This window comes from Prevotella sp. P5-108, from assembly GCF_002251385.1.
GTDB lineage: Bacteria > Bacteroidota > Bacteroidia > Bacteroidales > Bacteroidaceae > Prevotella.
Map to the genome: position 1 here is coordinate 36727 of NZ_NPJJ01000061.1, position 12211 is coordinate 48937.

The 12211-nt window shown below is 57.2% G+C and carries 9 protein-coding genes and 1 tRNA gene; 1 reads left to right on the forward strand and 9 read right to left on the reverse strand.

All coding sequences use genetic code 11. The features are described from left to right. Nucleotide 1: 1 nt before the first annotated feature. The 9 genes from CIK95_RS12045 to CIK95_RS12085 all read right to left on the reverse strand — a co-directional run bounded on the left by CIK95_RS12045 (nt 2) and on the right by CIK95_RS12085 (nt 11727). Nucleotides 2-886: a decaprenyl-phosphate phosphoribosyltransferase gene (locus CIK95_RS12045; protein WP_094384510.1), complete on the reverse strand. Its 885-nt coding sequence runs from the start codon at nt 884-886 to the stop codon at nt 2-4. Beyond that, nucleotides 883-1884: an acyltransferase gene (locus CIK95_RS12050; protein WP_094467116.1), complete on the reverse strand. Its 1002-nt coding sequence runs from the start codon at nt 1882-1884 to the stop codon at nt 883-885. Before CIK95_RS12050 ends, CIK95_RS12045 begins: the two co-directional genes overlap by 4 nt. Nucleotides 1885-1887: 3 nt before the next feature. Continuing rightward, nucleotides 1888-2997, reverse strand: a complete 1110-nt coding sequence (locus CIK95_RS12055) for an acyltransferase (protein ID WP_094388581.1) — start codon at nt 2995-2997, stop codon at nt 1888-1890. Between the two features lie 9 nt (nt 2998-3006). Beyond that, the gene (locus CIK95_RS12060; RefSeq protein ID WP_094422920.1) at nt 3007-4854 is read right to left on the reverse strand and encodes a phosphoethanolamine transferase; all 1848 of its coding nucleotides are present in this window, start codon (nt 4852-4854) and stop codon (nt 3007-3009) included. Between the two features lie 95 nt (nt 4855-4949). Next, nucleotides 4950-5858, reverse strand: coding sequence for a glycosyltransferase (locus CIK95_RS12065; RefSeq protein ID WP_094422918.1), 909 nt, complete (start codon nt 5856-5858; stop codon nt 4950-4952). Continuing rightward, on the reverse strand, nt 5858-7615 hold the full coding sequence (locus CIK95_RS13510) for a glycosyltransferase (RefSeq protein ID WP_254046194.1): 1758 nt from the start codon (nt 7613-7615) through the stop codon (nt 5858-5860). Before CIK95_RS13510 ends, CIK95_RS12065 begins: the two co-directional genes overlap by 1 nt. Next, on the reverse strand, nt 7612-8601 hold the full coding sequence (locus CIK95_RS12075) for a glycosyltransferase (protein WP_094422916.1): 990 nt from the start codon (nt 8599-8601) through the stop codon (nt 7612-7614). Before CIK95_RS12075 ends, CIK95_RS13510 begins: the two co-directional genes overlap by 4 nt. Then, nucleotides 8598-10040, reverse strand: coding sequence for a lipopolysaccharide biosynthesis protein (locus tag CIK95_RS12080; RefSeq protein WP_094467117.1), 1443 nt, complete (start codon nt 10038-10040; stop codon nt 8598-8600). The genes CIK95_RS12075 and CIK95_RS12080 overlap by 4 nt, the downstream gene beginning before the upstream one ends. A 31-nt stretch (nt 10041-10071) precedes the next feature. Further along, nucleotides 10072-11727: a S41 family peptidase gene (locus tag CIK95_RS12085; protein ID WP_094467118.1), complete on the reverse strand. Its 1656-nt coding sequence runs from the start codon at nt 11725-11727 to the stop codon at nt 10072-10074. Nucleotides 11728-11882: 155 nt separating this feature from the next. Here CIK95_RS12085 and CIK95_RS12090 point away from each other — a divergent pair. Next, nucleotides 11883-11956: transfer RNA gene (locus CIK95_RS12090), tRNA-Asn, on the forward strand. Nucleotides 11957-12211 lie beyond the last annotated feature (255 nt).

Genomic DNA, 12211 nt, shown 5'->3' on the forward strand with positions numbered 1-12211 from the left:
GTCAGATATAGATGATGAAGAGGAACGCCAGGAACCACGCAGCCACGATGAGCTGGGTCGAACGGTCTTTGAGTATCACCTTGGTAGGGTCGCCGCTCTTCTTGTCTACCACCGCTATCTGTATATACCTCAACAGACCGAGCAAAACGAAGACACTGGTGAGGTAGAGATAGTCGTTATGGAAATGGGCGAGGGTCTCGGGCGACACGGTGTACATGATATAGCATACCAGCATCACCGAGCCGGTGATGGTGATGGCCTGGTTGATGAAGGTGAGGTTGTAGCGAATGGTATTCTTGCGCGGCGCCACTCCAGTGGCCTCCATACGCAGCACATCGTCGCGCCGCTTGGCAAAGCTCAGGAAGAGGGTGAGCAGGAAGGTCATCAGCACAATCCACTTGCTCAGCACGATGTCGGTGGCGAAACCTCCGGCAAGGATGCGCAGCACAAATCCGAACGCCACGATACACACGTCGATGATGGCCTTGTCCTTGAGGCGTATGCAGTAGAGCACGTTGAGCACCAGGTAGAACACCACTATTCCGCCCACTGCCTTCCACTCGGTGAGCAGCGACAGCATGGCCATAGACAGTGCCACCATCACTCCCATCATGAGGTATGCCTCGCCCACCGATATCGCGCCCGAAGCTATGGGGCGATTACACTTGACGGGATGGGCTCGGTCGGCCTCAACGTCGATGATGTCGTTGAGACAGTAGATGGCCGACGCCGCAAAGCAGAACGCCATCCACGTGACGGCACCTGCGCCGAGCTGGTCGACATCGAAGATGGCTCCACCGAAGAAGATGGGGATGAAGACGAAGAAGTTTTTGACCCAATGGCGTACACGTATGACGCGCAGGGCACCAATAATTTTAGCTCTCATAGCCTAAGGAGTTTGATTACTACATTCAACAACTGATGTATCAGCCACGCCAGGGGTATGGTGATGGCCAAACAGAGAAGGGCGGTGGGCCAGTAGCCCAGCGCCAGCGGTTCTATGTACTTCAAGATGAAGTGGCAGTGTAGGAGGTATATCTCCAGACTTATTCCTCCTACGAATGTCAACGCCGCTGCTACCCTCTGGGGCAGGCAGTGCAGGTAATGGCAGAGCCAGAGTGTGGTTGCGAGGGTAAGAGGGATGTATAGCATGCGTTCGAGGAAGATGGGGAAGCGCCCGTGTGCCGTCTGCTCGAGCGCGATGCAGAGTGCCAGCGTGAGCAGGGCGGTGACAGCCACTACGGGCAAGGCGGCGCGGGGCAGGGCATACTGCTCCTTGACCCACTGACCGGCTACGATGCCGATAAAGAAGATGGGCACGCGGCTCCAGAATATCTCGATATGTCCCACAGCTTGATGTACGGGCGGAAGATACTGCACCGCCACACACCAGGCCATCATCAGCACGGGCAGGAGGCTCCACCAGCGGTTGCGCATGACCAGCCTCATGAACCAGGGTGCCCACAGATAGAGCATCAGTGTGGCGGGGATGTACCAGAACGTCAGTTCGTCGTGTATCCAGAAGTCCCAGTTGACGGTAATGTCGCCTATCAGGTCGGGCAATGACGACGAGAACCGCCGCGGTCCGAGATAGTCGGGCAGATAGAACGCCGTCGATGCGAGCAGCCATGCCGGCAGTATGCGCAGCAGGCGGCGACGGTAGAAATGGAGCAATTCGGGACGCTTGGTCCATGCAAACCACAAGCCGATACCGCTCAGGAAAAAGAAGATGTCCACTCCCATGTTGCCCATGCGCTTCAGCCCGAAGAAGGCGCTGCTCCGCGGCAGTGCCACGTGGAAGAGCACAATCATAATGATGGCAATGCCCATCAGCACTCCGCGGTAGCGCGACAGGCTGGCCCACTCTATTCGTCTCGCGTCCATCGTTCAGAGTTTAGGGTTAGGTATCTTGTTCATCAGCAGGCGGAAGAGCCATGCCAGACATATCGAGGCTATCAGGTAGAGCAACAACCCGGTGTAGATGTCGCCGTGGCGACTTATGGGGATAAGCATCTTGCGCACTATGGGGTGACATACGAAGAGTGCTGCTGATATCTGGCCCATCCATTCGAGCCCGTAAAGCACGGGGTGGCCCACTCTCTGCCACCAGCCGGCTATCCACTTGACCATACAGATGGCTCCGACGCAGATGATGGCGGGAGCCACTGCCCACAGGCTGAACAACAGGCTGCAGGCATAGGTGAGCAGACACGACAGGATGAAGCCTGCGCCCCACAATGATGGCGACCAGCGTTCCTGTCGCAGCCCTTCGCCATAGCGGGCATAGAGCAGGCCGAGGCCGAAGGGCAGCATACCGCCCATGAAGTTGTAACGGTAACGGTTGATGGCATCTCCCTCGGGACTCATCATCAACTGCAGTCCCACGCAGACCACCATCAGCGCCACGGTCACGCCCCAGTGACGGCGGCAGAGTACCAGCCGATAGACGATATACAGCTGCAGCATCAGCCCGAAGAACCAGTAGGGTCCGGGCCATATCTGATGGTCGGGGTCGGGCAGCAGGTTGTTGACCATAACCAGCTGGGCCAGCACCTGGGTGACGGTGTAATGCCAGCTGCCGGGGGTGACGGCGTCGACCAGGACAAACGCCACGAAGCCCACAATCATCATCTTCAGCAGTTTCAGGTAATGATAGCGCACAAACTGCCATCTACCGGGCACTCGGGAGCCATCTCCGGGAATGGCGGGAGCCTCATACTTCTTTACCAGACCATAGGCACTGAGGAAGAGGAACACCGGGACGCCGTAGTGACCAAAGAACGACAGCAGATGCACAGGGAGATAGATGTCGGGATGGCTCAGCACCTGGTTGAGCACATCCACATTGTGGCGCACGAAGGTGTATTCGTTCTCCTTGACAATGGGGCTGAGCCAGTGGCAGAAGTTGTGGAGGAAAATGCCAATGATGGCCACACCTCTCAGTACATTGCACTCGGCGCGGGTGAGCAGGGGCTGGGCTGAAGTATTGGATGTCATATTTATCAGTTATTTGAATGGGGTGGAAACAGTGTTGGCTGGTTTCGCAGGCGGCACCAGCTTGTCATAGTCGGTTTTTCCCTTGAGCAGACGGGGGCGCGAGGCGTCGTAGTCATCGCTCAGGATATTGTAGCGGGAGCAGTAATCGGGCGTGGAGATGCCGGCGAGATAGAGCAGCAGATGTGGCAGCGCGTCGGTCATGTATGGACGCTTGCGTGCTTCTACTATCTGCTTGAATATCTGTGGATGACGCACGGCATAACGATGGGTGCAGTAAATCCAGAAGGGTATCTCAAACTCATACTTGGCCAGTCCGTAGTCGATTTCGGCTGAATGGTTGCGGCAGATGATGCCACGGTTTTCCTCGTAGCACTCTTCACCGTGGTCGGGCATATAGATGACGATGGCATCCTGGTTGTCAAAGCGGTGGCAGATAGCGTCGACGATGGAGTCATTATAGAGCACGGCGTTGTCATAGTAGCTCACCATCTTGCGCTGCTTGGCAGAGAGCTCCGGACGCCGTTCCTCATAGTCCGACGCATAGAAGTGGGTGCGCTTGTGGGGATAGCGGTCGCGATAGGCCACATGCTGACCCAAGAGGTGGAAGATATAGAGGTTGCCACGGTTCTTGGCGGTCGAGTCGGCTATCTGGTCATAGTCCGAGAGCAGTCCGTCGTCATACTTGTGCACCTCGGTGTTGCGGGTGTCAAACTGGGCAGCACTCAGCGTGGGATTGTTCAGGAAGAAGCCGCCGCTGAAGTCGTAGACTGCCTCCTTGGCTTTGGGCAGGAATTGGTTGGTGAGGAAGGTGACATGATACCCGGCGCTGCGGAACACCTCGGGGAAAAGGGGATAGTCGCACCACTCGCCCGGCTGCCCCATGACGTGCAGGGAGAAGGTGTTCTTGAACACAAAGCTGGTGAGGTTCCACGGCGACACCACGTCGGTAAACTTCACCAGTCGTCCGCGGCGCTCGCGAGCCGACTGCCGTGGCGTCGTAGGCAGCTCATAGCCATACTGCTGGGAATGGTGCTTGCCGTAGCTTTCACCGATAATCAGCACGATGGTAGGTGAGCGGAAAGAGCAGGTGTCTACCTGTATTTTATCCACGTTCTGCACCAGACGGTTTATCTGCTGTGCGGCGAGCGAGTTGGCATACACGCTGAAGGTGAGCCTCCACAGGGGCGTATAGAGCACGGCGTGCTGCGGGTCGGTGAGCGTATGCTCCACCTCGCCTATCGTACGGGCTGAGAGGAGCTTCGCCAGCGCCGTCTTGTTGTGCCAGCTCGACACCGTGGCCCACACGCCAGCCACCACGACCAGTCCTCCCAACACGGGAGCATACTTCTCGGCTACAGGCAACAGCCGCTGCTTCAGCCAATGGCGCTTCCACACCGCGAGGGCATGAACTCCGATGAGCAGGAACACCCCTCCCACCGGACTGAACACCACCTCGGGCGAGAGGTAGGAGCGCAGAAACTCGCCCGCCTCCCTCGAGTCGGTCTCGTCGACGAGCAGCAGCATCGTGGGGGTTATCGTCGACCGGAATTTCCAGAAGCAATAGATGTCCACGATGGCCACACTGTATACTATTATATATATAAGGCGACGAACCCACATCCTTACCTTGCCTGGAAGGAGCATAAGCAGGGCGCAGACGACATAGATGTCGATGAAGAGTTCGAGATAGAGATTGCCATAGAGGTGTATGCCCTTGATGTTGGGCAGCGTGAGCCACTCGCCCACCACCCCAAGCAGGTACATGGTGACAAAGAATAGGGTGTTGGCCTTGAAGGGGGCAAACAGGAGGGTCAACAGTCTGTCAATGACATGCAATGTCTTCGTTTTTTCTACCATAGATTGCAAACTTACTGAAAAAAAGCCAAACCACGACGGTTATTGCAGAGAAAATTGCTACTTCCGCCGGCTTTATGGCGCTTTCGGGGCATGGCTTAGGCTCCGAAGTCGCCGTGGAGGGTACGGATGATGCGGCGGCGTGCCTTTGCCCAGAACGAGTTGGTGCGGGCATAATAGCGCTCAAACTCTCTACGCGCCTCGAGGTTTTCCTCGATGGGCTCTATCTTCTCCACAGCGAGACGGTGGGGATAGAGCAGCGAGTCGTAGAGCCCTCCGCCACCACAGTTGGTGCCGCTGCCGTCAAAGCCTTCGTTGGCAACGAGCGAGCGACCCACGTTGAGCGACAGGATGTCGGCGAGGAAGAGCGTGGCATTCCAGCGGATGGCCCACGAGTCATTGATACCCTGGGTCTGACGGCGCAGCATACGCGTAAAGCCATACTTGCCGTTGAAGTCAAATCTCCGGGTGAGCCCGCGGGCACGCAGCTCGGCGAGCAGTGCCTTGCCGTCGGGGTTGAAGTGACGCCAGGCGCGCTTCCAAGTAGCCCAACCCCAGCTGCCGGTCCACTTGATGAGAAAGGTATCAGGCAGAGGGGCGTGGGTGAAGTCGCAGGCCTGAATATGGCCCACGCGCTCTTCGTCTTTGTAGGTCTCGAGGGCGTCGTTCATAAACCTCAGGAAGTAGGGAGCCACCACCAGGTCGTCTTCGACCACGATGACGCGTCCGTAGGCGTTGACCACCTGCGTCACACTGTCTATCACGTTGGCGGCGAGACCGTAGTTGCGCTCACGCATCACGAGATGCACCTCTCTGAAGCCATCTACGCTGCGGGCTATCTCCCTCACGCGTTCCACCGGTGCCGGGTCGGTGCCGGGCTTGGCTCCGTCGCAGTAGATGTAGAGGTCCGACTGCGCCGCCTCGGCATTGCGGAGAAGCGAAGCCACCGCCCGCTCCACGTGTTCTGGCCTGTTGTAAGCCAGGAGTATGATAGGGGCTGTTTCCATTATCTGTAATTGTTGATGTCTACGTTGCACGACTCGCTGCGAGTCTTCTCTATCTCGCCCTGCAGGTCTTTGAGCTGGCGCCATATCCTGACAAAACGGCCCAGACGCCACCACTGCAGGGTAATGATGGCCATGAGTTCCTTCTTCCACAGTGCCAGATGGTTTATCCGGTGTATATGCTTGTACTTCTCATTGGGATTGGTCTCCTGCGAGAGGTGATAGACAAACTCGGAATGGATGAAGGCGTCGTGGGTCACCTTGCGCTCTTCGCGGGCATGACTGCCATAGACGCGGGGCAGAAATCCGATGCGGTAGTGATGGTATGCCATGCGGTTGGCCAGGTCTTTGTCTTCGCCGTAGTGCTTGTAGATGGGCGCGAAGAGTCCCACACGCTTCAGGGCAGCCACAGGCATATACCAGATGGCTGCATCGATGAAGGGCACCTGCACCAGCGGAGCCTCGGGTTGGCTGTCCTTGCTCTGCACACCACTGTAGACCGCGAAGCCATGCTCTATCTTGTCGCCGCTGCCGGTGAGGTGGATGGGCGAGAGTATGCCGTAACGGGGATGACGACGGCTCGCCTCAGCCAGTCTGCCTAAGGCGTCGGCGTCTATCCATGCGTCCTGGTTCAGCAGCAGCACGGCGTCGTAGCCATGGTCTATGGCGTAGCACATACCGATATTGTTGGCACGGCCGAAGCCCAGGTTCTCGCTGTTTCTCACGAGCATCACCTGGGGATAGCGTCGCTCTATCTCTGCCACGGTCTCGTCCTTGGAGCAGTTGTCTATCACCATGATGTCGGTGGGAGTCTGCGAGTGGATGAGCGACCCCAGACAGCGATCTACCCACGGCATGAAGTTGTAGGACACGATGATGGTCAGTGTCTTCGTCGCCACGGGCGCAGAGGGCTCCAACTTGTCGGCGGTCGATGCGTCGGTCGCCTCGTAAGGTATCCTGCCGATACATGCCGACGCTGCCGAGAAGGTAGAACGGTGCGAACCGAAGATGCGGCTGGTACGCGAGAGCACATACATCTCGACTACAGCGTTGCGTATGCCGTCGGCGGTAGAGCGGCATGCCTCGGCGTCCATACTGATGATGCGGTCGCCAAACTCGCCACGCATCAGGGTCTTTATCTCTTCCTCGTCGGTGGCGAGATAGAAACGGGTGTCGGCTTGCTGCAGTTCCATACACTCCAGGAAGTCCTCGGTCTTGCTGCCCTGGATAGAGCCGGCATTGTCGGTACGGCGCACGTGCACTCCCACGGTATTGTCGCCGAAGTCGCGGGCTATCCGGTCTATCTCGGCCTGTATCTCTGTCCTGGGGTGGAAGATGTCGTAGGCGTCGACGGGCACGTGGTCCTTGTCGGGGAAGTAGACGCAGCTCGAAATCCACACGTTGTGCGTCTTGCCATCGGCAAAGCAGCGGTCTATCTCGTCCTCGCTCTGCACATTGGCAAACATCCTGACGCCGTGGCTGAGCATGTAGAGGTAGGGGCGGTAGAAGTTCTTGCGGCGGGGACGGTCCCATCGCTTGAGGTCGTCGGCGGTGGCCTCGATGAGTCTCACGCCGTCGGTGTCGATGGGCAGGAAGAGCTGGTCGAAACGGCAGGCCAGTCCGCTGTCCACGACCCAGTAGATGTCGATGTCGCTATGGGTCTGGCGCGCCAGCTTTATGCCGGCACTGATGGCCTTGAGCCGGTTGCCCAGTCCGCCAAAAGGCACCAGGGTGATATGTGAACGGGGTTTCTGTGTCATCGTATTCGTGGTAATGGGATAAACTTGGAGACAAAGGCGCGGCAGGCGGTGAGCAGACGGCGCATGGGGCGTGGGCGCTGGCTCTTGACCATGTTGTGGCGGTACCTGTAGATCTCGGCAGGGCTCCAGTCGGGCTTGTATTGGCTCACCATCTGCAGATAGGTGCCTGCCTCTTCGTGCTTGCCACAGTCGTCCATGCTGTTGGCCATGTCGATGCAGTTGAGGGCGTTGGCGCGACGCAGAATGTCACACACCTCGGGATTGCGGTCGGCGAAGTAGCCGATGAGCAAGTCGCGGTTCTTGCGCGAGATTTCAGCGCGGCGGGCCTTGTCGCCTCCGGTCCAGATGCTGGTGGCCAACTTGCGATAGACAGCCATCACGCGGTGCATGTAGTATACCTTGCCATACTGCAGGGTGAGCAGATGCATCACCAGGTCATAGCTTGTCACGCGGTCCATCCACTCCGGCAGTTCGCCGAAGACGCCGCGACGGTAGCACACCGACACGTTGGTGATGGGGTTGCACAGGGCAATGTCGTTGATGGTCATCTCGTGACGCTGGCCGCCATTGCTCAGACTCTTGGTGCCGTTGGCCTCGTAGTAGTTGACCACCCGGTGGAAGCACATGGCATACTCGGGGTGGCTGTCGAGGAAGTCGGCCTGTATCTGCAGCTTGTGGCGGTCGGTCCAGAAGTCGTCGGCCTCGCAGATGGCGATGTAGCGGCCGGTGGCTTCACGGTAGGTGCGCACGAAGTTGCGCGCCAGACCCACATTGTCGCTATGGTCGAGCAGCCTTATGCGGTCGGGATAGCGCTGCTGCCACTCGCGGCAACGCTCGGCGGTGGCATCGCTGCTGCCATCATCGCCGATGATGAGTTCGTAATCGAAGTCGGTCTCTTGGAGCACCACACTGCGTATGGCCTCATCGACATATTGTTGCTGGTTGTAGGCGAGCATCAGCACGCTCACCTTGACGTCTCTGTTCATAATGTTTCTTTCTTAAGCAGTAAACGGATGGCATCTTTGAGTATCTTGCTGCCGGTGGCATAGGCCAGCAGGGTATATACCGCCGCGCCCACCACTATCTGCAGAGGCAGCAGCAGCCAGGGCTTGTCGACCACCAGACCCACACTCCACACGGCGGCAGCCATTACCATGGCCAGCAGCAGATAGGGAACCGTGTCGCAGAGTTGCGCCCACATGCCATAGCCGGTGTAGCGTTGGGTGTAATATATATTAATAAGGTGTACCACGCCTCTTACCGCCATCAGACCAGCCACCATAGCCAGCACGCTCTCGCGGGCAAGCAGGGCTATTGATACGGCGGTGAGTGCCATCTTGATAATCTCTATGCGCAGTATGCCCGAAGAGCGCCCGCTCACCTTGATGAAGTTGTTGTTGATGGCGGTGAGCACGGTGAAGCAGCCGCCCATGCACAGCAGCTGGAAGAAGGGTATGGCATCCCACCACTCGCTCTTGAAGAGCAGACGGAAGAGCGCCGGCGCCACCATCACGCCGCCGATGAGCAGCGGAAAGGTGAGGAATGAGGTGAAGCGTATCGACTTGCGGTAGGCGTTGATGAGCCTGTCGTGCTGGTTCTGTATGTTGCTGAAGATGGGGTATGTGGCGTTCTGTATGCTGCCGTACACCAGACTCACTATGGGGTCGCATATCTTGTTGCCCTGGGTAAACAGGCCCAGTTCGCGCTTGGGGTAGAGTCGCGGGATGACAAGCGAGTAGACATTGATGAAGACCACGTTGAGCAAGCCCGAGAGCAGCAGACTCGACGCGAAGCCGAAGAGGTCGCGGATAATCGCCATGCTGAAGTAGCACTGGGGGCGCCAGCGGTTGGTGGTCCAGAGCAGCCCACTCTTCACGCCGGCGAGGATTACGGGCTGCCACGCCAGGGTCCACACGCCACAGCCGCAGAGCGCCATCACGATGGCAGCCAGCGACGACACGAGCATCGCCGCCAGATTGACCTTGGCAAGGTGGCGGAACCGTATCTGCTTGTTGAGCAGGGTGGTCTGGATGAGCATGGTGGCGTTGAGGGGCAGACTCAGGAAGACTACCGCCGAGAGTGCCACCAACTGGGGCTCGCCAAAGTATGCCGCTATCCAGGGCGAACAGCCCAAGAGCAGCAGATAGAGGGCGCTGCTCATCGCGAGATTGAACCAGAAGACCGATGAGTAGTGACGGTCGTCGGCATCGTGACGCTGGATGAGGGCGGCGCCAAAGCCGCTCTCGACCACCAGATTGCCCACGGCGGTGAAGATGGCAAGCATGGCCACGAGGGCATAGTCGTCGGGGCAGAGGATGTTGGCTACCACGATGACCATGGCCATCTGCAGGACCTGCTGACCGCCACGGTCGAGCAAGTTCCATATTATGGCTCCTATGGTTTTCTGTTTCAGCGTCTGTGCCATGCTTCAGCGGTGAAGGGAGATTGGCCTCCTGCTATTTCTTGGGGTTGAGTATCTTGGCATAGCGCTCGCCGTCGGCAATGAGCTTCATCGCCTCGTCCATCTGCTTGTCGTGGCGCAGCGAGTTCTGGGTGGCACCGCGCTGGAAGTAGTAGGCAGCCATCAGGTCATTGTTGATGATGTTCTTGATGGCCTGCTTGTTGTATTCGAGGTCCTTGGCGACGTTGTGGCTGAGCTTCTTCTTGAGCGCCTCGAACTCGGGCTTGGCGTCGTCATAGTATCCCTCAAAGCGGGTGAGCTGTTCGAGGTCTTTCAGGAATTTCTCGCTGGTGCGGTCATAGGTGAAGCCCGAGTCGAGCACACGCTTCTTGAACTCGGCATAGTCTTCGTCGGAGAGTTCAAAGTCGGCAGGCTGAGCCACCGTAGGATGCTTGGCGATATAGTCTACTTCGTAGTTGAGCAGCACCTCGTTGGAGTCGCGCGCAGCCGCCAGATAGTAGGCGATGTTGGGCAGCGAGTCGCCCTCGACCACCACGTCGGGCGTGATGCCACCGGCATCGAGCACCTCGCGGCCGTTGAGGGTATAGAACTTGCGCTTGGTAGAGTCGGCTATCACCTCCGACGAGCCGCCGTCATTGTGACGATACTTGCGTGCCTGTATGCAGCGGCCGCTGGGTATGTAGTAACGGCTGGTGGTCACCTTCATCTCGCTGTTGTAAGGCAGGTCGATGGGCATCTGCACCAGACCCTTGCCGTAGGTCTTGGTACCGAGCACCACGGCGCGGTCCATGTCCTGCAGGGCACCGGTGACAATCTCTGCCGACGAGGCAGAGTTGCCGTTGACCATCACCACAATGGGTATCACGGTGTCTATGGGCTCGCTGGTGGTCTTGTAGTCGTGGTTGGCACGCTTCAGCTTGCCACGGTTGGACACTACGGTCACGCCCTTGGGCACAAAGAGGTTTACCAGATTGGCTGCCTCGAGTTCCGAACCGCCGCCATTGTTGCGCAGGTCAAGGATAAGTCCCTTAATCTGCTGGTGGCGCATATCGATGAATGCGTTGCGCACAATCTTGGCGCTGTTCTCTGTAAATTCATTGAGCTTGATATACCCTATTCCACCCTGCTGCACGCCGTAATAGGGCACTGCGGGCATCTGGATGGACCGACGCGTAATCTTGAACCGCATCTCCTTGCCTGTAGAGGGTCGGCGTATCTTGAGTTCGAAGGTGGTACCGGCGTCGCCACGCAGATGGTCGCTCACGTAGGCGTTGTCCTTGCCCTTCATTGACTCGCCGTCGATGCTGAGTATCACGTCGCCCTTGCGCAGACCGGCTTCGGCGGCAGGCATGCCCTCATAGGGCTCCTCGATGACCGAGTTGCTGATTTGCGAGTTCCACCTTATTATACTGCCTATGCCCGCATACTTGCCCGTGAGCATGGTGCGCAACTCGTTGGTCTTGTCTTCCGAGTAGTACACCGTGTAGGGGTCCAGACTGCGCAACATGCCGTTGATGGCATTGCCCACCACCTCCTTGGCGTTGAGGGTATCGACATAAAGCAGGTCGAGATGCTTGTATATGGAGTTGAAAACTTCCAAGTTTTTGGCCACTTCAAGATTGTGGTCTTTGTTCTGGGCGTGGACAGAGATGCCCATCGCCAGAAGTATTACTATAAATACCTTTCTCATAATATGCAAAAGTACGAATAACACGGCACATTAGGGCATGAAATGAGCGAAAAAATATTTTTTTTTGATGTTTTTGAAAAAAATATGGAGAAATGTTTGGAGGTTTGGGAAAAACCCTGTACCTTTGCACTCGCAATTCAGAAATGATGCACACTGCTTCAATAGCTCAGTTGGTTAGAGCACCTGACTGTTAATCAGGGGGTCGTTGGTTCAAGCCCATCTTGAAGCGCTGAAAGTCCTAAGGAGTTCCTTAGGACTTTTTTGTTATTGGCAGTTCCCGTATCTTCCCCACCGTCCCACTTGCCGGCGCCACCACAGCGCCCACCCGATAAACCAAGGCTCACCCGATAAACCATGTGACTTACCCTAAAAAAACTTGACACTTTTGGATGCCTAAAACAAAAGTGTATGAGAACAAAAGTAAAACGTGAAAGAGATCGTGTCCTAAATGAAGCGACAGGTCAGTATGAATGGGTATGGGTAG

Coding starts and splice junctions, on each gene's coding strand:
- CIK95_RS12045 (WP_094384510.1), bottom strand. CDS start 886: ATGAGAGCTAAAATTATTGGTGCCCTGCGCGTCATACGTGTACGCCAT.
- CIK95_RS12055 (WP_094388581.1), bottom strand. CDS start 2,997: ATGACATCCAATACTTCAGCCCAGCCCCTGCTCACCCGCGCCGAGTGC.
- CIK95_RS12075 (WP_094422916.1), bottom strand. CDS start 8,601: ATGAACAGAGACGTCAAGGTGAGCGTGCTGATGCTCGCCTACAACCAG.
- CIK95_RS12065 (WP_094422918.1), bottom strand. CDS start 5,858: ATGGAAACAGCCCCTATCATACTCCTGGCTTACAACAGGCCAGAACAC.
- CIK95_RS12050 (WP_094467116.1), bottom strand. CDS start 1,884: ATGGACGCGAGACGAATAGAGTGGGCCAGCCTGTCGCGCTACCGCGGA.
- CIK95_RS13510 (WP_254046194.1), bottom strand. CDS start 7,615: ATGACACAGAAACCCCGTTCACATATCACCCTGGTGCCTTTTGGCGGA.
- CIK95_RS12060 (WP_094422920.1), bottom strand. CDS start 4,854: ATGGTAGAAAAAACGAAGACATTGCATGTCATTGACAGACTGTTGACC.
- CIK95_RS12085 (WP_094467118.1), bottom strand. CDS start 11,727: ATGAGAAAGGTATTTATAGTAATACTTCTGGCGATGGGCATCTCTGTC.
- CIK95_RS12080 (WP_094467117.1), bottom strand. CDS start 10,040: ATGGCACAGACGCTGAAACAGAAAACCATAGGAGCCATAATATGGAAC.